This is a genomic window from Anoxybacillus sp. FSL W8-1294, assembly GCF_037965005.1.
GTDB lineage: Bacteria > Bacillota > Bacilli > Bacillales > Anoxybacillaceae > Anoxybacillus > Anoxybacillus flavithermus_G.
The window spans coordinates 54,825-74,866 of the sequence record NZ_CP150179.1; the positions used below are offsets into that span (position 1 = coordinate 54,825).

Annotated in this window: 17 protein-coding genes, 2 tRNA genes and 1 pseudogene; all 20 read left to right on the forward strand. The window is 40.1% G+C overall.

Annotated features, from left to right (window positions below; translation table 11 throughout):
- The first annotated feature begins 41 nt into the window (after positions 1–41).
- The 20 genes and pseudogenes from pth to NSQ23_RS00380 all read left to right on the forward strand — a co-directional run bounded on the left by pth (position 42) and on the right by NSQ23_RS00380 (position 19,925).
- Entirely contained in the window at positions 42–605 is a 564-nt protein-coding gene (pth, locus tag NSQ23_RS00285) for an aminoacyl-tRNA hydrolase (protein ID WP_192948711.1), read from the forward strand.
- A gap of 66 nt (positions 606–671) precedes the next feature.
- Complete coding sequence (locus NSQ23_RS00290; RefSeq protein WP_004888543.1) at positions 672–902, forward strand: anti-sigma-F factor Fin family protein; 231 nt, start codon at positions 672–674, stop codon at positions 900–902.
- Between the two features lie 57 nt (positions 903–959).
- Complete coding sequence (gene mfd / locus NSQ23_RS00295; protein ID WP_339172192.1) at positions 960–4,472, forward strand: transcription-repair coupling factor; 3,513 nt, start codon at positions 960–962, stop codon at positions 4,470–4,472.
- Between the two features lie 194 nt (positions 4,473–4,666).
- Positions 4,667–5,203, forward strand: coding sequence for a stage V sporulation protein T (gene spoVT / locus NSQ23_RS00300; protein WP_192948713.1), 537 nt, complete (start codon positions 4,667–4,669; stop codon positions 5,201–5,203).
- A 56-nt stretch (positions 5,204–5,259) separates the two neighbouring features.
- Entirely contained in the window at positions 5,260–6,816 is a 1,557-nt protein-coding gene (locus tag NSQ23_RS00305; protein WP_004888551.1) for a polysaccharide biosynthesis protein, read from the forward strand.
- 2 nt (positions 6,817–6,818) lie between these two features.
- Entirely contained in the window at positions 6,819–8,270 is a 1,452-nt protein-coding gene (gene mazG / locus NSQ23_RS00310; protein ID WP_339172194.1) for a nucleoside triphosphate pyrophosphohydrolase, read from the forward strand.
- A 1-nt stretch (position 8,271) separates the two neighbouring features.
- Positions 8,272–8,529, forward strand: coding sequence for an RNA-binding S4 domain-containing protein (locus NSQ23_RS00315; protein WP_004888556.1), 258 nt, complete (start codon positions 8,272–8,274; stop codon positions 8,527–8,529).
- Positions 8,530–8,594: 65 nt separating this feature from the next.
- Positions 8,595–8,888, forward strand: coding sequence for a sporulation protein YabP (yabP, locus tag NSQ23_RS00320; RefSeq protein WP_004888559.1), 294 nt, complete (start codon positions 8,595–8,597; stop codon positions 8,886–8,888).
- An 8-nt stretch (positions 8,889–8,896) separates the two neighbouring features.
- Entirely contained in the window at positions 8,897–9,493 is a 597-nt protein-coding gene (yabQ, locus tag NSQ23_RS00325; RefSeq protein WP_339172197.1) for a spore cortex biosynthesis protein YabQ, read from the forward strand.
- Positions 9,494–9,515: 22 nt separating this feature from the next.
- Positions 9,516–9,887, forward strand: coding sequence for a septum formation initiator family protein (locus tag NSQ23_RS00330; RefSeq protein WP_004888569.1), 372 nt, complete (start codon positions 9,516–9,518; stop codon positions 9,885–9,887).
- Positions 9,888–9,981: 94 nt separating this feature from the next.
- Positions 9,982–10,374, forward strand: coding sequence for a S1 domain-containing RNA-binding protein (locus NSQ23_RS00335; protein ID WP_004888572.1), 393 nt, complete (start codon positions 9,982–9,984; stop codon positions 10,372–10,374).
- Between the two features lie 134 nt (positions 10,375–10,508).
- Positions 10,509–10,585: transfer RNA gene (locus NSQ23_RS00340), tRNA-Met, on the forward strand.
- An 11-nt stretch (positions 10,586–10,596) separates the two neighbouring features.
- Positions 10,597–10,668 (forward strand) — tRNA-Glu (locus NSQ23_RS00345).
- 179 nt (positions 10,669–10,847) lie between these two features.
- The gene (spoIIE, locus tag NSQ23_RS00350) at positions 10,848–13,313 is read left to right on the forward strand and encodes a stage II sporulation protein E (protein ID WP_004888574.1); all 2,466 of its coding nucleotides are present in this window, start codon (positions 10,848–10,850) and stop codon (positions 13,311–13,313) included.
- A 54-nt stretch (positions 13,314–13,367) separates the two neighbouring features.
- Positions 13,368–14,123 (forward strand): annotated as a pseudogene (locus NSQ23_RS00355) (VWA domain-containing protein); the annotation flags it as partial.
- A complete protein-coding gene (locus NSQ23_RS00360; protein ID WP_064220683.1) occupies positions 14,086–15,039 on the forward strand; it encodes a protein kinase in 954 nt (317 codons plus the stop codon). The pseudogene NSQ23_RS00355 and the gene NSQ23_RS00360, both read left to right, overlap by 38 nt.
- Before the next feature lie 81 nt (positions 15,040–15,120).
- Positions 15,121–16,503 (forward strand): tRNA lysidine(34) synthetase TilS, encoded by a 1,383-nt coding sequence (gene tilS, locus NSQ23_RS00365; RefSeq protein WP_064220681.1) that lies wholly within the window; start codon positions 15,121–15,123, stop codon positions 16,501–16,503.
- Positions 16,504–16,524: 21 nt separating this feature from the next.
- Complete coding sequence (gene hpt / locus NSQ23_RS00370) at positions 16,525–17,070, forward strand: hypoxanthine phosphoribosyltransferase (RefSeq protein ID WP_064213885.1); 546 nt, start codon at positions 16,525–16,527, stop codon at positions 17,068–17,070.
- 86 nt (positions 17,071–17,156) lie between these two features.
- Positions 17,157–19,040, forward strand: coding sequence for an ATP-dependent zinc metalloprotease FtsH (gene ftsH / locus NSQ23_RS00375; RefSeq protein ID WP_064213884.1), 1,884 nt, complete (start codon positions 17,157–17,159; stop codon positions 19,038–19,040).
- A 99-nt stretch (positions 19,041–19,139) separates the two neighbouring features.
- Positions 19,140–19,925, forward strand: coding sequence for a type III pantothenate kinase (locus tag NSQ23_RS00380; protein WP_004888593.1), 786 nt, complete (start codon positions 19,140–19,142; stop codon positions 19,923–19,925).
- The last annotated feature ends 117 nt before the right edge of the window (positions 19,926–20,042 follow it).

Sequence of the window (20,042 nt, forward strand, 5' to 3'; positions counted from 1 at the left end):
TTGGTTACGTCTTTTGCGGTATAGAGAGAAGGAGCAGGGAAATGGTAAAGCTGTTTGTTGGTTTAGGGAATCCTGGAAAAGAATATGAACAAACGAGGCATAATGTAGGGTTTATGGTGATCGATGAGCTTGCTCGTCGCTGGGGATTTACGTTCAATCAAACGAAGTTCCAAGGTATATTTGCAAGTGGCATCATTTCAGGTGAAAAAGTCATATTATGCAAACCGCTTACATATATGAACCTATCGGGTGAATGCGTTAGACCGTTGATGGACTATTATAATATTGATGTCGACGATCTCATTGTCATTTACGACGACCTAGATTTGTCAACCGGAACGGTCCGCTTGCGTCCAAAGGGAAGCGCTGGCGGTCATAACGGAATGAAATCGCTTATTCATCATTTGAAAACAGAGCAATTTAAACGCATTCGCATCGGCATTGATCGGCCGAAAAACGGAATGAGAGTGAGTGACTACGTATTAGGGCGATGGACAGCGGAAGAGAAAATACAAATCGAGCAAGCGATTAAAAAGGCAGCAGATGCATGCGAGCGATCGTTACACGTTCCGTTTGCTCAAGTGATGAACGAATTTAATAAGTAATGAATAATTCCCGACTAAATGGTTCAAAATGTATTCGATTAAAACAACCATTTGGGAGGGACACATATGGCATTGCATTACTATTGTCGCCATTGTGGCGTAAAAATCGGGACGATCGATGCACTTGAGTTAGAGAGTGAGCAATTAGGGTTTCATCGATTAACAGAAGAAGAAAGGTTAGATATGATTCAATATCTTCCGACAGGGGAAATTTGCGTCAAGGCGATTTGTGAAGATTGCCAGGAGGCGTTGGATCGAAATCCTGATCTTCACCAATATGAAAAATTTATTCAATGATTGGCTTTGGGTTACCCAAAGCGTTTTTGTATTTATGTTTGGAGAGGAGGGGTTTTTTTGCGCGGATTACGACAATATTTTATTCATCACGCGGACATGCAATCGGTTGCAGAAGGGGTTCGCAATGGTTTAAAGGAACAGCTTGTGACCGGTTTGTCTGGTTCTGCCCGTTCTGTTTTCATTTCTTCTTTATATGAGGATACTGAGCGACCTTTATGCATTGTGACGCACAATTTATTTCAAGCGCAAAAAATATATGATGATCTCATTCAATTAATTGATGAGGAAGAAGTGTTTCTTTATCCTGTCAATGAATTAATTGCAGCTGAATTAGCTGTAGCTAGTCCGGAATTGCGAGCACAACGATTAGAAGTGTTAAACTATTGGTGTGGGCGGAAAAAAGGAATTGTTATCGCTCCCATTGCTGCACTTCGACGACTATTGCCACCGAAAGATGTATGGCAACGTTATCAACTTCGTTTTCGCGTCGGTGAGCAAATGGATGTGGAACATTGTTTGAAGCAATTTATTGCGATGGGATATGAACGTGTGTCTGTTGTTTCAACTCCGGGGGAATTTAGCGTCCGAGGAGGTATTATTGATATTTATCCGCTTACAGCTGAGCTTCCTTATCGTATTGAGCTATTCGACGTGGAGATCGAGTCAATTCGGACGTTTTCAGTCGATGATCAACGTTCGGTGGCTGAGATAGATGAGGTGTTAATTGGACCGGCAACGGAATTGATCGTTGAACAACAACATATAAACGAAGCGATTCAACGGCTAGAAGCACAACTTCATGATACGTTGCAACATATTCATGATGAAAAAACGAAAAATCGTTTATGTGAACATGTATCATTTGAATTGGAGCAGTTAAAAAACGGAAAAACAATCGAAGAAATGTACAAATATTTCTCGCTTTTCTATCCTTCTGCTGCAAGTTTGCTAGATTACATTCCAGAGCACGGTGTCGTCATCATCGATGAAATGAGTCGTATTCAAGAAGTAGCAGAAAAACTGGAACAGGAAGAAGCAGAATGGTACACAAACTTGTTAGAAGAAGGAAAGATTGTGCAAAGTGTCCCGGTTTCTTATTCGTTTCCAGAAGTATTGCAAAAACGGACGAGATCAACGATTTACTTGTCTTTATTTTTACGTCATATTCCATACACGCATCCTCAAAACATTGTTAATGTATCTTGTAAGCAAATGCAAGTGTTTTATAGTCAAATGCAGTTGTTAAAGGGAGAAGTTGAGCGGTGGAAAAAGGGGAATTATGCTGTCGTTTTGTTAGCAGGAAATGAAGAGCGAGCGAAAAAACTGAAACAGACGTTAGAAGATTATGAGATTGATGCTGTCCAAATCGGGAGAGATGATGCATTATTGCATGGGAAATGTCAAATTGTCCCGTCTGGGTTAGTTGCAGGTTTTGAATTGCCGATGCAAAAACTCGCCGTCATTACAGAAGAAGAGCTATTTAAAAAGCGAATGAAACGTCCTGTGCGACGCCAAAAATTGTCGAACGCGGAACGGATTAAAAGTTATACAGATTTAAAAGTCGGCGACTATGTCGTCCACGTCAACCATGGAATCGGAAAATATTTAGGGATCGAAACGTTAGAAATTAACGGTGTTCATAAAGATTACATTCATATTCAATATCAAGGGAATGATACGTTATACGTTCCTGTTGATCAAATGGATCTCGTCCAAAAATATGTCGGTTCAGAAGGAAAAGAGCCGAAAATTTATAAATTAGGTGGAACAGAGTGGAAGAAAGTAAAGAAGAAAGTAGAGTCTTCTGTTCAAGATATTGCTGAGGACTTGATGAAATTATATGCAGAGCGCGAAGCGAGCAAAGGGTACGCTTTTTCACCGGATAACGAGATGCAAAGGGAATTTGAAGCGGCGTTCCCATATCAAGAGACGGAAGATCAGCTTCGTTCCATTCGTGAAATTAAACGCGATATGGAAAGCGAACGGCCGATGGATCGATTGCTATGTGGGGATGTTGGTTACGGAAAGACAGAAGTAGCGTTGCGGGCCGCTTTTAAAGCGATCATGGACGGAAAACAAGTTGCCTTTCTCGTACCGACGACGATTTTAGCGCAACAACATTACGAAACAGTTCGTGAACGTTTCCAAGGGTATCCGATTAACGTCGGTTTATTGAGTCGTTTTCGCACGAAAAAGCAACAAACCGAAACAATCCAAGGCTTAAAAGATGGTACGATTGATATGGTTATTGGAACACATCGGCTTTTATCAAAAGACGTATCGTTTAAAGATCTAGGTTTATTAATTATTGACGAGGAGCAACGGTTCGGTGTTGCTCATAAAGAAAAAATTAAACAACTAAAAACAAATATCGATGTATTAACGTTAACCGCTACACCGATCCCGCGCACGTTACATATGTCGCTTATCGGTGTCCGCGATTTGTCCGTCATCGAAACACCTCCGGAAAATCGTTTCCCTGTACAAACGTATGTGATGGAATACAGCCCAATCATTGTGCGAGAGGCGATTGAACGCGAAATGGCGCGCGGAGGACAAGTGTTTTTTCTTTATAATCGCGTTGAAGATATTGATCGAAAGGCAGAAGAAATTTCGGCGCTCGTACCTGATGCTCGTGTGGCATATGCACACGGAAGAATGTCCGAACATGAACTTGAAGCGGTCATGCTTGCGTTTCTAGAAGGTCAATATGATGTACTAGTGAGTACGACGATCATCGAAACAGGTGTTGACATTCCAAATGTGAATACGTTAATCGTTTATGATGCGGATAAGATGGGTCTTTCACAACTATATCAGTTGCGCGGGCGCGTAGGACGCTCCAATCGCATTGCGTATGCGTATTTTACGTACCGAAAAGATAAGGTGCTAAATGAAATAGCAGAAAAACGATTACAAGCCATTAAAGAGTTTACCGAGCTTGGATCTGGCTTCAAAATTGCGATGCGTGATTTATCTATCCGAGGAGCTGGCAACTTATTAGGAGCACAACAACACGGTTTTATTGATTCCGTCGGCTTTGAGCTTTATTCTCAAATGTTGAAAGAAGCGATTGAAGAAAAACGAGGAACAAAACAAGAAAAACCGTTTGAAGTGGAAATTGATTTAGAAGTGGATGCGTATATTCCAGAGCACTACATTTCAAATGAACAGCAAAAAATTGAGATGTATAAACGATTCCGTGGGCTTGATTCGTTAGAAGAACTCGAGCAATTACGAGAAGAAATGTTAGATCGTTTCGGCGAGTATCCAGATGAAGTAGCGTACTTATTCCAAATTGCCGAAATGAAAATATATGCAAAACAGCATCTCGTTAAATCCATTAAGCAAACGAAGCAAGAAGTCACCATTTTATTCTCACAAGAAACGACAAAGCAAATTGATGTTAGCAAATTGTTTAAGCTCGGTGAACCGTATGGCAGGGATGTTGGTTTCGGCATGGATGGGGATCGCTTTAAAATTGTCGTTCATGTAAAAGGAATGAAGCCGCAACAGTGGTTAATGATCATTTATGAGTTGCTAAAAGGGTTAAAATATGCTAAAAAATAATTGGTTGTTCATGTTTATTGTTTATAAGTAAATGGCAATGATGAAGATGGGGGATTTTCACTTTTTAAAAAAAATCCCCCTCCTTTGTGTATATAACTTTGTTTGTGACGGATACTAATCACAACAATGGTGAATTATTCAACTGTTTCACCAGTGCCATTTTTAATCACTAGATGAAAGCGAGGCATCGATAGATGAAAGCAACAGGTATTGTTCGACGAATCGATGATTTAGGACGAGTAGTAATTCCAAAAGAAATTCGCAGAACACTTCGTATTCGCGAAGGAGACCCACTTGAAATATTTGTTGACCGCGATGGTGAGGTCATTTTAAAAAAGTATTCACCAATTAGTGAATTAGGTGACTTTGCAAAAGAGTACGCTGAAGCTCTTTTCGACAGTTTAGAACAACCAGTGCTTATTTGTGATCGCGATGTATTTATTGCAGTAGCAGGCGGATCGAAAAAGGAGTATTTAAACAAGAGCGTAAGCGAACTTGTTGAAAAAGTGATGGAAGATCGCCAGTCCGTTTTGTACACAGAAGAAACAAGCGTATCATTCACGCAAGGTCATGAAGAACATATGCAATCATACGTGATTGCACCGATTATTGCTGGAGGAGATCCAATCGGGGCAGTCATTATTTTCTCGAAAGATAAAACGCTTGGCGAAGTAGAACATAAAGCAGCGGAAACTGCGGCGAGCTTCCTTGCTCGACAAATGGAACAATAAAGGTAGCATCTCGCTACCTTTTTTTGATGTATGTAATAGTAAAAAAGGTGAAGTGTATGGAAAAAAAAGACTGGTTGCGTGGTGCGTTTGTGTTGACGGTCGCCGCCTTATTTACAAAAATATTAAGCGCTTTTTACCGAATTCCGTATCAAAATATTGTAGGCGATGTCGGATTTTATATTTATCAACAAGTTTATCCTTTTTACGGTATTTTTCTCGCTTTGTCAACGTATGGCTATCCGATTGCGATTTCAAAACTTATTGCCGAAAATAAACAATCAACATATAAGTTTGCTGTTGTTCGGCTTTCTTTTTATTTTTTATCATGCCTTAGTATCGTCATGTTTTCCGTTCTTTATTTTGGCGCTTCGTCACTCGCGGCGCTCATGGGAGATCATCAACTAGCTCTGTTGATTCGCGCCGTTTCGTTTGCTTTTTTGCTTCTTCCGTTTACTTCTGTTTCTCGCGGATATTTTCAAGGGGGAGGAGAGATGAATCCGACCGCTGTTTCGCAAGTAGTTGAACAACTTGTACGTGTCGGAGCGATTTTATTTCTTTCTTCTTTTTTGCTTCATCGCGGATTTACCGTTTATGAGGCAGGAGCTGGTGCGATGATTGGTTCACTTATGGGAAGTTTTGCTGCTGTTGCAGTACTCGTCGTATATATGTTGCGAAAGCGGACGAATGTTCATACCGAGCCATGGATTCCAACAAAAGAAAAAAGAAAAGTGCTTTTATTTTTAGCTGTTCATGGCGTAACGATTTGTTTAGCTAACATGCTCCTTGTTTTAATACAGCTTGTTGATTCATTTACCCTTCTCCCTTTGTTACAACAAGCAGGATTGCATGAACTAGCTAAAACAGCAAAGGGAATTTATGACCGTGGTCAACCGTTTATTCAGCTTGGGACAGTAGTAGCTACTTCTTTTTCATTAGCGCTTGTGCCGATGTTATCGCATGAACAAACAGAACGCAACGAAATATATACAGCTGTTCGCGTAGCGTTTATCATTGGAATGGGGGCAGTCGTTGGTTTAGTTTGCATATTAAAACAAGCGAATATCATGTTGTTTAAAGACCATGTTGGTGCGATGGAGTTGACGATTTTAGCCGTTTCTATTCTTTTTACTTCTTTAACATTAACGTTCATCGCCATTTTGCAAGGGCTTGGGAATGTATTTCGTCCATTTTTCATCGTTTGTGTCGGCATGATATCAAAATGGGGGTTGAATGTGTTGCTCGTTCCTTTATGGCATACAGTAGGGGCAGCTGTAGCGACACTCATTGCCTATGCCGTCATGTGCGTCATCGCCTTTTTTTATGTGCAAAAACGAATGTCTCGTCCTTTGCTTTCGCTCTCTATAATCATTCAAACGATAAAAGCCGCAGCGATGATGGCGATCATTTTAGTTGGATATATCATATTGATAAACGAGTTACCAATTCATCATGGACGTCTGTTTTCATCGCTTCAAGCGATCATTGGTGTTTTTATTGGGGCGTTTGTTTATATTATAATGATCGTTAAAAAAGAGGTTTTGGCGGAAAAAGACTTGTTAGCTTTTCCGTTTGGACGTTATTTAATAAAAATAAAGCAAAGAAAGGCTGGATAGTCATGGGTACAATTACAATTGTCGGTCTTGGGGCAGGAGACATCGATCAGTTGTCTTTCGGTGTGTACCGTACGTTAAAACAGGCGAATCGCCTCTTTTTACGAACGAAAGATCATCCTGTTGTCTCACAGTTGGAAGCAGAAGGGATACACATTCAATCGTTTGACGACATATACGAAAAATATGATCAATTTGAACAAGTATACGAACATATTGTTGAACATTTATGTGAAGAAGTGAAAAAAGGGGATGTCGTATACGCTGTTCCGGGCCATCCACTTGTCGCTGAGCGTACAGTAAAGCTATTGCTCGAAAAAAAAGATCACATTTCTGTTCGTGTAGAAGGGGGACAAAGTTTTCTTGATGCGTTATTTACTGCCGTTGAGCTCGATCCAATCGAAGGTTTTCAATTGATTGATGCTACCTCATTTCAACCGGACGAAATTCAGTTGCGGAATCATATTATTTTTTGTCAAGTATATGACTCGTTCATTGCATCCGATGTGAAACTAGCTTTGTTGGAAAAATTACCATATGATTATCCTATTTTTATCGTTTATGCAGCAGGAAGTAAACAACAACGAATCGAAAAAGTCCCGCTATATGAGCTAGATCGGGTCATAACGGTGAGCAATTTAACGAGCGTTTACGTACCAAAAGTAGAAAATGAGGAGCTGTTATATCATGATTTTACTACTTTACGACGTGTGATTGCGACGTTGCGTGGGCCTAACGGTTGCCCTTGGGATCGGAAACAGACGCACCAGTCATTGAAAAAGTATTTGCTTGAAGAAACGTATGAGCTTCTTGATGCGATTGATCGGCAAGATGATGAAAATATAATTGAAGAGCTTGGCGATGTATTATTACAAGTTATGCTTCATGCCCAAATTGGCGAAGACGAAGGAATGTTTTCGATTGACGATGTCATTCGAGCCATTACAGAAAAAATGATTCGGCGCCATCCTCATGTATTCGGGGACGTTCATGTTGAGCATGCGGAACAGGTTGTACGCAACTGGGAAGCAATCAAGCAGGCGGAAAAAGAAACCGAACTTCATTCATTACTTGACGATGTTGCCAAAGCGTTACCGAGTACGCTGCGCGCATATGAATATCAAAAAAGAGCAGCAAAAGTTGGATTTGACTGGTCGGACGTAGAGCCGATGTGGCGTAAAGTTGAAGAAGAAATGAATGAGGTACAGCAAGAAGCTGATCGTATGGATGAACAAAAACTAAAAGAAGAGTTTGGAGATTTACTATTTGCGCTTATTAACGTATGCCGATATTATAAAGTCAATCCTGAAGAGGCGTTAGCCATGGCGAACGAAAAATTTTACCATCGTTTTCAATACATTGAACAAAAAGTAAAACAACAAGGGAAAGCTTGGCGTGCGTATTCTTTAGAGCAATTAGATGAAATATGGGAAGAAGCGAAAAGGGAGGGGTTATAATATGCGACTCGATAAGTTTTTAAAAGTTTCACGGCTCATTAAAAGAAGAACTTTAGCGAAAGAAGTAGCGGAGCAGGGGCGTGTATTTATTAACGGTCAGCAGGCGAAAGCGAGTTCAACCGTAAAAATAGGTGATGAAATTATGATTCAATTTGGCCAAAAACATGTGACAGTGAAAGTGGTCGAATTACAAGAACATGCGAAAAAAGAAGATGCGAGTGCGTTATATGAAATTGTAAAAGAAGAGCGAGTGGAGTAGCTTGTTCTAAACTATTTTCCTCCCTCATACACTTGTACAAACGATCGTTGTGAGGGGGAACGTTGATGACACAAAACATTGGAAATAAAGGTCCTATTCAAGAACATGACATTGTTATGCGCAGTCGGCGCACGTTAGAAATTACCGGTGTAAAACAAGTAGAAAGTTTTGATAATGAAGAATTTTTACTGGAAACTGTTATGGGGTTTTTGTCTGTGAAAGGACAAAATTTACAAATGAAAAACTTAGATGTAGATAAAGGGATTGTCTCGATTAAAGGTAAAATTTTCGAAATCATTTATTTAGACGAGCATCACACGGAGAAGGCTAAAGGGTTCTTTAGCAAGTTGTTTAAATGAGTTTGCACGTGCAATTTACGACTTTGCTTGCGATGATCGGAATCGGAATGATCATTGGGTCATCTTTTGACACATATGCACACATATTCAATCGTTCCAAGCGTCATCGACTTATCGTATGGGTTGCAGACATTCTTTTTTGGATCACGCAAGCACTATATGTCTTTTACACATTATTGGTTATTAACAATGGGCAAGTTCGTTTGTATATTTTTTTGGCCATATTATGCGGATATGCTGCCTATCAAGCTTTATTTCAACGTATGTACGTTCGTTTGTTACAAAAAATTATTCGTGCTTTTGTAATGTTATATCGTCTAATCATCCGAATGTTTCATTATGCTGTCATACTTCCGCTCCGACTTCTTTACCGTTTTTTTGTTTTTTTATTCATCACTACTTGCCATTTTGTTTTATCCATTGGTAAAATTTTATATAAAGTGATATATGTATGTATACGCTTTTTATTGCAACCATTTATATGGATTGGGCGTTTCATTTGGCGCCAAACCCCACTTCGTTTTCAAGCAACGGTTGGTCGTATTTTTCATATCGGAAAAGGGTTTCTTGCAAAAATAGCGAATATGTTTAGAAAAAAAGGGTAGTGAAGAAGGAGCGGTGAAAAACATGGGCGCCCCACAGAGAAGTAAAGTGAAAAAAATACAAACATCGTATGTCATTCAACAAGAAAAACAAGAACATAAGAAGGCGCGACGTCGTAAAAAGAAGGTGATTCGTTTTAGCATTGTGGCAACGATGGCGTTAGCCGCTTCTTCGCTATTTTTATATACGATGACGGCACAATCTTCTGCGATTGATGAGCAATTAAAAACGAAAGAACAGCTAGAAGAAAAGTTACGCACGTTGCAACAAGACGAACAAAGATTGAAAGAGGAAATCAAAAAATTAAACGATGATCAATATATTGCCGAATTGGCTCGAAAGCAATATTTTTTGTCGAAAGAGGGAGAAATTATTTTTATCACTCCGGATGAGTAAGTAAGATAGGCAGAAGGCTTATTGACACTTGTTTTTTTCATTATGTATAATGAAAGAAACGATTTTTCAGATTTTAAGGAGGAGCACTTTTTTTATGTCAATTGAAGTAGGCAGCAAGTTACATGGAAAAGTAACGGGCATTACAAAATTCGGAGCGTTTGTTGAGTTACCAGAAGGCGCGACAGGCTTAGTGCACATTAGTGAAGTAGCTGACAGCTATGTAAAGGACATTAATGAACATCTCAAAGTAGGCGATGTTGTCGAAGTTCGTGTTATTAATGTTGAGAAGGATGGGAAAATTGGCTTATCGATCAAAAAGGCAAAGGAACAAGCTTCACGTCCGCGCAACAAAGGAAACGATCGCGCTTCAAAAGAAAGCTTTGAGCAGAAAATTAGCCGTTTCTTAAAAGAAAGTGAAGATCGCTTAGCATCCCTTAAACGCCATACCGAATCAAAACGAGGAGGTCGTGGTGCTCGACGTGGTTAACTTGCTGCCGAATGGGACATGAGGCAGTTTATATAAGCATCCATTTCGTAAGTGGATGCTTTTTCGTTTGGATTTTATGAAAAAACTATTGACTTTATCGGAGGAACATAGTAGAATTACAAATGTCGTTGCATGGCGGCGTAGCTCAGCTGGCTAGAGCGTACGGTTCATACCCGTGAGGTCGGGGGTTCGATTCCCTCCGCCGCTACCAAATTGCATAATGGCCCGTTGGTCAAGTGGTTAAGACACCGCCCTTTCACGGCGGTAACACGGGTTCGAATCCCGTACGGGTCATCAAAAAGACACCAATTTCGCCACGAAATTGGTGTCTTTTTGTTTATATAAGCCGTTTTTTGTGATATTCCGTCGAAAAATTTATGTGATTCATCTTCTTTTTTTGACAAAATTTTGATAATTCAGTCTGTATAATACGAAGTAATAGACTGATATATGGAAAAGGGGAGAGGATGAACATGGAGCGAGTGGAACGGAAGTTAATCAATCAAATGGCGGAAGTACCTTTAAGTGGGACGAAAACGACGGCGTCACAATGGCTTCAGCGGTTTACAGTTCGATTCAGTCATTTATTATTTCAACAAGGGTTTTTATTTCTAGTTATCGGTTTTTTGCTTGGACGAGCTTTCATTTTAACAAAGATGACACCGTTTGCTTTGCCTTTTTTTGCAGCAATTTATTTACTTCGACGCGATAAGTTAGGTTTTGTATTTATTGCTTTATTTGCAGGATCGTTGACCGTCTCTTTTTACACTTCTATATTTATCGTTGCTTCGATCGTGATGTTTCTCATCTTTTATCGTCTATTTTTCTGGATTGATGCTCTGCCGAAAAGATTGCCCGTTGTCGTGTTTTTTGCCTCCATTTTCGCGAAAACAGGCATGATTTATACGTGGGGGCATGAATGGACGATATACGAGGGAATGACGATGCTTATTGAAGCGGGACTTGGCTCAATTTTAACGCTCATTTTTTTACAAAGCGTGCCATTGTTTGATCATCAAAAATATAAGCAAACGTTAAAACCAGAAGAAGTCATTTCTTTCGTCATTCTTATTTCTTCTATGCTGACGGGAATGGTTGGTTGGTCAATTTATGATCTTTCGTTAGAACATGTTGCATCGCGCTATGTATTGTTGTTGTTTGCTTTTGTAGCTGGTGCGACCGTTGGTTCAACAGTCGGCGTTGTTACAGGACTTATTTTAAGCTTAGCGAGCGTCTCGAATTTATATCAAATGAGCTTACTAGCTTTTTCTGGGTTGCTTGGAGGGCTTTTGAAGGAAGGGAAAAAAATAGGCGTTTCTCTTGGTCTTGTTGTCGCGACATTGTTAATTGCCCTTTATAGTCAAGGGATCGCAGATATTGTCCCGAATATCGTGGAGTCGCTATTAGCCGTTTTACTTTTTCTTATAACCCCACAAGCGTTGACGAGTAAAATGGCGAAATATGTGCCAGGGACGGTTGAACATACGAATGAGCAACAACAATATGTGCGAAAAATCCGCGATGTTACCGCTCAGCGAGTGGAACAATTTTCTCATGTGTTTCAAGCGTTATCAAAAAGTTTCTCTTCCTATGGTGTACTTACGCACGAAGAGGAGGAAGAACGTGAAATTGATTACTTTTTAAGTGATGTAGCTGCTAAAACGTGCCAAACGTGTTTTAAGAAAGATCAATGTTGGATTAACCACTTCGATAAAACATATGACTACATGAAAAAAATTATGCAAGAGGCAAGCGAAAATGATCAAATAACGAATGCAAAATTGTTGCGAGAATGGGATAAACATTGTGTGAAAGCAAATAAAGTTGTTCAAATTATCGAGAAAGATGTGTCGTTTTATAAAGCGAATAAAAAATTAAAGCAACAAATGAAAGAAAGTAGAAGACTTGTGGCAGAACAGTTATTAGGTGTATCACAAGTGATGGAAGATTTTGCGAAAGAAATTCAAAAAGAGCGTGAAAATTATTATGTGCAAGAAGAACAAATTTTGCACGCCCTTCAACAGTTCGGTGTCGATGTGAACGATGTTGAAATTTATAGTTTAGACAAAGGAAGTGTTGATATTGAGATGGTTGTTCCATATTGCGACGGAAGGGGGGAATGTGAAAAACTGATTGCACCAATGCTGTCTGATATTTTAGGTGAGACGATTATTGTAAAAAAAGAAGAGTGCTCTGTCTATCCGAACGGGGACTGTCGGGTTGCTTTCAGTTCTTCAAAAGCGTTTGTTATTGATACAGGCGTTGCGTACGTTGCGAAGGGGGGCGGATTTATTTCAGGTGACAGCTATGCGATGATGGAAATTGGTGGTGGAAAATATGCGTTAGCTATTAGTGACGGGATGGGGAATGGGGAACGAGCGCATTATGAAAGTAAAGAAACGCTCAAACTATTACAAAAAATTTTACAATCGGGAATTGAGGAACGAATTGCGATTAAATCGATCAACTCTATTTTGGCGTTGCGAACGACAGAAGAAATTTTTTCAACGCTCGATTTAGCCATTGTTGATTTGCAAAATGCAACAACAAAATTTTTAAAAGTTGGCTCATCTCCAAGCTTTATTAAACGTGGAAATAACGTGATGAAAATCGAATCGAGCAATTTGCCGATAGGAATTATTACTGGGGTAGAGTTTGAAATGATTGAAGAGCAATTAAAGGCAGGAGATTTACTCATTATGATGAGTGACGGCATTTTTGATGGGGTTTCGCATATCGAAAATCATGATGTATGGCTAAAACGAAAAATTAAAGAATTAAAAACGAATGATCCGCAAGAAGTATCTGAATTGCTTTTAGAAGAAGTCATTCGTGTCAACGGTGGAGAAATCGAAGATGATATGACGATTGTTGTGGCGAGAATTAAACATAATACACCGAAATGGGCAGTCATTCCGGCATATCAATATATGAAATAAAGGTATAAAATCCCCTCTGAACGTCGATGATGGGAGTATACTACTTTTTTCGGAGGGGATGAACGTATGCGAAAAGGAACGTTGCGTCAAATTTTATTAATCACAGACGGTTGTTCTAATCATGGTGAAGATCCAATTGCTATGGCGGCATTAGCGAAAGAACAAGGGATTACGGTTAATGTAATCGGTGTTCTTGATCAAGACATCATTGATGAGCAAGGATTACGGGAAATTGAAGGAATCGCACAATCAGGTGGAGGAATTAGTCAAGTCGTATACGCTAAACAGTTATCACAAACGGTACAAATGGTCACAAGAAAAGCAATGACACAGACGTTGCAAGGCGTCATTAATCGGGAGTTAAAACAAATTTTAGGATCCCAGGCTTCCATTGAACAGCTTCCGCCAGAAAAAAGGGGAGAAGTGATGGAAGTTGTTGAGGAGTTAGGGGAAACTGTTAACTTGCAAGTTTTAATATTAGTAGACACAAGTGGAAGTATGAAGACAAAGTTGCAAACGGTAAAAGAAGCGTTATTAGACTTATCGATCAGTTTGAATGCTCGTTTGGGAAATAATGAGTTTTCTGTTTTTGTATTTCCCGGGAAAAAAGGAGAGGTAGATCGTATTCTAGATTGGACGCCGAAAATGGAGTCCATTTCAAGTGTGTTTCCAAAACTAACATCCGGGGGAATTACACCGACCGGTCCAGCTATTCGCGAGGCGCTACAACAATTCCAAAAAAGACGCTCATTAAAAAGTTTGTTTACGCATGATGGTGATGACGATGTATACATCGAACAATCTATGTAACATTCCAACGGGAACAGTTATACAAGGGAAGTGGCATAAACGTCGTTATGAAATGATAAAGCAACTCGGTAAAGGAGCAAATGGGGTTGTTTATTTGGCTAGAGAAGGACGGACGTTTGTGGCGCTAAAAATAAGCAATCAATCAACAGCGATGATGTCAGAAGTAAATGTGTTGAAACGATTTTCAGAGGTCCAGGGAGTTGCCCTCGGACCTTGTTTATTAGACGTAGACGATTGGTTTCATCCGCAAGAAAAAAGAATTTATTCATTTTATGTAATGGAATATATTGAAGGGGATGATTTGTTAACTTTTATTCAAAAACGGGGGAAAGATTGGATCATCGTCATTATATTGCAGTTGTTAGGCGATTTGCATAAGTTGCACGAAAAAGGGTGGGTATTCGGTGATTTAAAACCAGACAATTTAATTGTTTCCGGGACGGTCCCGAAAGTGCGATTAATTGATGTGGGTGGCACAACCATTCGCGGACGAGCCATTAAAGAGTTTACAGAGTTTTTTGATCGTGGCTATTGGGGTATGGGAACAAGAAAAGCCGAGCCGTCGTATGATTTATTTGCGGTGGCGATGATTATGATTAATATGTGCTATCCAAAACGATTTGAAAGAAAGGAAAATGGCCGAGAGCAGCTACGTCTTATGATCTCCTCTCACCCCTATTTGAAAAAATATGCGGAAATATTATGGTGTGCACTGGATGGAAAGTACACTAGCGCTCATGAAATGAGGAAAGATTTGCTACAATGTATGCAACGACCGTCTGCAAAGAAAGAAAAGCGCGAAGAGAGAACGGTGCGTGTAAAAAGGAAGAAAAAATTTCATGTATTAGAGACGATGCTTTTGTTTGTGTGCCTTTTATTTATGTATGTTGTTTATTTGTATGTTCAAATTCTTTAATTTTTCCGCATTCGTTTTGAGTACGGGCAATAAAATATGATACGATTGTAAAAAACGACACTACTAACCGAGAGGGAGAATATGCTAGAAGTTGTGCATGAGTTTATCGAAAAGCATCAATTGCTTGAGCGTGGTACAACTGTTGTTGTTGGCGTGTCAGGCGGTCCGGACTCATTAGCGTTGCTTCATTTCTTATGGAGTGAAAGAGAGCGTTACGATATTCAACTTGTTGCTGCACATGTCGATCATATGTTGCGGGGAAAACAATCAGAAGAAGATATGCATTTTGTGAAACATTTTTGCGAACAACATAGTATTATATGTGAGGCGACACAATTAGACGTTCCTGCATATATGGAACGAACAGGAAAGGGTGTGCAAGAAGCAGCCCGTGATTGTCGATACACCTTTTTTGAGCAAGTTATGTACAAACATCACGCACATTGTGTCGCTTTAGCTCACCACGGCGATGACCAAATTGAAACGGTGCTTATGCGATTAGTACGCGGAAGTACGACAAGAGGGTACGCAGGGATACCCGTAAAGCGCCCATTTGGCAGTGGCTATATCGTTCGACCGTTTTTATGCATCGATCGAAGGCAAATTGAACAGTATTGTCGACAAAATGGATTGCATGCTCGGCACGATCCGAGCAACGAAAAGGATGATTACACGCGCAACCGTTTCCGTCATTTCGTCTTGCCTTTTTTCAAGCGGGAAAATATTCGCGTTCATGAGCATATTCAACAGTTTAGTGAGATGATGAGCGAAGATGAAGCATTTTTAGAGCAACTGACAAAAGAGGAGTTGAAACGCGTTGTTCATCAACAAGAAGAAGGGATTCATGTCGATATTCCTCCGTTCATACGCATGCCAAAACCTTTACAAAGACGAGGGATTCAACTAATATTAAACTATCTTTATGGGAACGTCCCATCGTCATTGTCTTCTATACATATCAACCAAGCGTTACAATTTTTAAAACGGCAACATCCTTCAGGTATGCTTCATTTTCCGAACGGATTAAAAGTTATTCGTCAATATGAGGTGTGTATATTTACGTTTCAGCAGAGACAGACGAGCGAATATGAGTTTCTTTTCCATGTTCCCGATACGATCGTATTACCAAACGGATGTCAACTTATCAGTCAGTTTGTTGATCGCTATCCTTTCATTGAAGACGATGATCATATAGTCATTGAGGCTGATCAATTAATGTTGCCTCTTCGTGTGCGAACAAGAAAGTGTGGAGATCGCATGAAAGTCAAAGGAATGAAACATGCGAAAAAAATATCTCGTATTTTTATTGATGAAAAAATTCCAGCGAACGAACGAGCGCAGTGGCCAGTTGTCGAAGATGCGAGCGGGAACATCATATGGATTCCTGGTGTAAAGAAATCTGTTTACACAGCAACAAATATTACAAAAAATCGCTATATTGTATTACACTATAAAAAGCAATGAATGATAGTAGGAGGAAAGAATATGGGCATGCATCAAGATATGGAAAAAATTTTAATTACAGAAGAACAAATTCAACAAAAAGTAAAAGAACTAGGAGCATTATTGACGAAAGAATATGAAGGACGCTTTCCGCTTTTGGTTGGTGTACTAAAAGGCGCGATGCCGTTTATGGCAGACTTGATTAAGCATATCGATACATATTTAGAAATCGATTTTATGGACGTATCAAGTTACGGTCATGCAACGGTGTCATCGGGTGAGGTGAAAATTTTAAAAGACTTAAACACATCGATTGAAGGTCGTGATGTTCTCATCATTGAAGATATTATTGATAGCGGGTTAACGTTAAGTTATTTAGCAGATTTATTCCGTTATCGCAAAGCAGAATCGATTAAAATCGTGACTTTGCTTGATAAACCGTCTGGTCGAAAAGCAAATATTGAAGCTGATTATGTCGGTTTCATCGTTCCAGATGAATTCGTTGTCGGTTATGGGTTAGACTATTGTGAGAAATACCGAAACCTTCCGTACATCGGTGTGTTAAAACCAGAAGTATACAGTAAATAATTTTTTCATGCACATCGTTTGTTTTGGAACGTTTTTCTATGATACTATTGACTATAGCGTGTTTTAAGTGTGGGAGGAGGTAGGAGATGAACCGCATTTTCCGTAATACAATTTTTTACTTACTCATTTTTCTTGTCGTCATTGGTGTTGTGAGCTTTTTAAATGGCGGCAATCAACGTGCAGAGCGGATGACGTACGATGCGTTCATTACCCATCTAGAAAACGGTGATGTAAAGTACGTCTCGTTGAAGCCAGAGCGAGGCGTTTATGAAATTCGCGGACAATTAAAAACGTATGCTGAAGGACAATTTTTTACGACGTACGTAGCGAACAGTCCGCAAATTCTTCAGCGCATTGACGAAGCCGCACAACAGGCGAAAGTAGAAGTGTTGCCTGCGGATGAAACGAGCGGATGGGTGACGTTTTTCACGTCCATTATTCCGTTTATCATCATTTTTATTTTGTTCTTCTTTTTATTAAATCAAGCACAAGGTGGCGGCAGCCGAGTGATGAATTTCGGCAAAAGCCGTGCGAAACTGTATAATGAAGATAAGAAGCGTGTTCGTTTTAAAGACGTTGCCGGTGCGGATGAAGAAAAGCAAGAACTTGTTGAAATTGTCGAGTTTTTAAAAGATCCTCGTAAGTTTGTGGAACTCGGAGCTCGCATTCCAAAAGGTGTTCTTCTCGTCGGACCACCTGGAACAGGAAAAACGTTATTAGCGAGAGCGGTTGCTGGAGAAGCTGGTGTACCGTTTTTCTCTATTAGTGGTTCAGATTTCGTTGAAATGTTTGTCGGTGTTGGTGCTTCGCGTGTACGTGATTTGTTTGAAACTGCGAAGAAAAACGCCCCTTGTATTATTTTTATTGATGAAATTGATGCAGTGGGACGTCAACGTGGTGCTGGTTTAGGTGGAGGTCACGATGAACGGGAGCAAACATTAAACCAATTGCTCGTTGAAATGGATGGATTCGGCGGAAATGAAGGAATTATTATTATCGCTGCGACAAACCGTCCGGACATTTTAGACCCTGCCCTTTTACGTCCTGGTCGTTTCGATCGTCAAATTACGGTTGACCGTCCAGATGTGAAAGGACGTGAAGCTGTTCTTCGTGTGCATGCACGCAACAAACCGCTCGATGAGTCAGTTGATTTAAAGACGATTGCGATGCGTACGCCTGGTTTTTCTGGTGCTGATTTAGAAAACTTATTAAATGAGGCTGCCCTTGTTGCTGCTCGACGGAACAAGAAAAAAATTGATATGAGCGATATTGATGAAGCAACGGATCGTGTCATTGCTGGTCCTGCTAAGAAAAGTCGCGTCATTTCTGAAAAAGAGCGAAAAATTGTTGCTTATCACGAAGCAGGTCATACAGTCATTGGCATGGTGCTTGCGGATGCGGAAATGGTCCACAAAGTAACGATTGTGCCACGTGGCCAAGCTGGTGGATATGCAGTCATGTTACCGAAAGAAGACCGTTATTTTATGACGAAACCAGAGCTGCTTGATAAAATTACAGGGCTTCTTGGCGGACGTGTGGCTGAGGAAATCGTATTTGGCGAAGTAAGTACAGGAGCGCATAATGACTTCCAGCGCGCAACAAGCATTGCTCGTCGCATGGTTACGGAGTTTGGAATGAGCGATAAGCTTGGACCAATGCAGTTTGGTCAGTCTCATGCTCAAGTGTTCCTAGGTCGTGATTTGCATAATGAGCAAAATTATAGCGACCAAATTGCATATGAAATTGACCTTGAGATGCAACGCATTATTAAAGAATGTTACGAAAAAGCGAAACGCTTACTAACGGAAAACCGCGACAAGTTGGATCTGATTGCCAATACGTTGCTTGAAGTGGAAACACTTGATGCAGAGCAAATTAAACATTTGTTCGAACATGGTACGTTACCAAACCGCAATGACAATAAACAAGAGGAAGTAAAAGTAAATATCCAAACGAAAAAAGAAGAATAAAGGTGTCTCTTTTCATAAGAGGCATCTTTTTTTACCGTCCGCTTAACCGAGTGTGATATGATGAAGAAGGAACAAATGGTGAAAAAGTGGGGATGAGTGATGATTTTTGTATTAGACGTTGGAAATACGAATACTGTATTAGGTGTGTATGACGGAGACGAGTTGAAGTTTCATTGGCGCATTGAAACGAGCCGAAGCAAAACGGAAGATGAATACGGAATGATCGTAAAAATGTTATTACAAGATGTCGGATTGCGTTTTTCTGACATTGACGGCATTATTATTTCTTCCGTTGTGCCACCGATTATGTTTGCATTAGAGCGCATGTGTACAAAATATTTTCATATTAAACCGCTCATTGTAGGTCCGGGCATTAAAACGGGATTGAATATTAAGTATGACAACCCAAAAGAAGTCGGAGCGGACCGGATTGTCAACGCTGTGGCAGGTATCCACTTGTACGGCGCACCGCTTATTATTGTCGATTTCGGTACAGCGACAACATACTGCTATATTAATGAGCATAAGCAATATATGGGAGGGGCTATTGCCCCAGGGATTACAATTTCCACGGAAGCGCTTTATTCTCGAGCAGCTAAACTTCCGCGTATTGAAATTGCTCGTCCGGATGACATTATTGGAAAAAATACGGTAAGTGCGATGCAAGCAGGAATTTTATACGGATATGTCGGACAAGTGGAGGGCATTGTGTCACGAATGAAAGAAAAAAGTGCCGTTCCTCCAAAAGTCATTGCAACAGGTGGGTTAGCATCTTTAATTGCCCATGAATCGAATATCATTGATATTGTTGATCCGTTTTTAACATTAAAAGGATTACAATTGTTATATGAACGAAACAAGAAAGGTCAACAACCCAATGACTAAAGTCATGGGCTTGTAAGCCCCATGTTGACCAGACCAAGGCTTGAAACAGAGCCTACGTTATAGATGTCATGACACGTTCGGGTGCTTCTCCAGCCCGTTCCTCTGTCGTGCAAGGTT

What these genes read in the sequence shown, in the direction of transcription:
- pth (WP_192948711.1), top strand. Translation starts at nt 42, where the DNA reads ATGGTAAAGCTGTTTGTTGGTTTAGGGAATCCTGGAAAAGAATATGAA.
- NSQ23_RS00290 (WP_004888543.1), top strand. Translation starts at nt 672, where the DNA reads ATGGCATTGCATTACTATTGTCGCCATTGTGGCGTAAAAATCGGGACG.
- spoVT (WP_192948713.1), top strand. Translation starts at nt 4,667, where the DNA reads ATGAAAGCAACAGGTATTGTTCGACGAATCGATGATTTAGGACGAGTA.
- NSQ23_RS00305 (WP_004888551.1), top strand. Translation starts at nt 5,260, where the DNA reads ATGGAAAAAAAAGACTGGTTGCGTGGTGCGTTTGTGTTGACGGTCGCC.
- mazG (WP_339172194.1), top strand. Translation starts at nt 6,819, where the DNA reads ATGGGTACAATTACAATTGTCGGTCTTGGGGCAGGAGACATCGATCAG.
- NSQ23_RS00315 (WP_004888556.1), top strand. Translation starts at nt 8,272, where the DNA reads ATGCGACTCGATAAGTTTTTAAAAGTTTCACGGCTCATTAAAAGAAGA.
- yabP (WP_004888559.1), top strand. Translation starts at nt 8,595, where the DNA reads ATGACACAAAACATTGGAAATAAAGGTCCTATTCAAGAACATGACATT.
- NSQ23_RS00330 (WP_004888569.1), top strand. Translation starts at nt 9,516, where the DNA reads ATGGGCGCCCCACAGAGAAGTAAAGTGAAAAAAATACAAACATCGTAT.
- NSQ23_RS00335 (WP_004888572.1), top strand. Translation starts at nt 9,982, where the DNA reads ATGTCAATTGAAGTAGGCAGCAAGTTACATGGAAAAGTAACGGGCATT.
- spoIIE (WP_004888574.1), top strand. Translation starts at nt 10,848, where the DNA reads ATGGAGCGAGTGGAACGGAAGTTAATCAATCAAATGGCGGAAGTACCT.
- NSQ23_RS00360 (WP_064220683.1), top strand. Translation starts at nt 14,086, where the DNA reads ATGGTGATGACGATGTATACATCGAACAATCTATGTAACATTCCAACG.
- tilS (WP_064220681.1), top strand. Translation starts at nt 15,121, where the DNA reads ATGCTAGAAGTTGTGCATGAGTTTATCGAAAAGCATCAATTGCTTGAG.
- hpt (WP_064213885.1), top strand. Translation starts at nt 16,525, where the DNA reads ATGGGCATGCATCAAGATATGGAAAAAATTTTAATTACAGAAGAACAA.
- ftsH (WP_064213884.1), top strand. Translation starts at nt 17,157, where the DNA reads ATGAACCGCATTTTCCGTAATACAATTTTTTACTTACTCATTTTTCTT.
- NSQ23_RS00380 (WP_004888593.1), top strand. Translation starts at nt 19,140, where the DNA reads ATGATTTTTGTATTAGACGTTGGAAATACGAATACTGTATTAGGTGTG.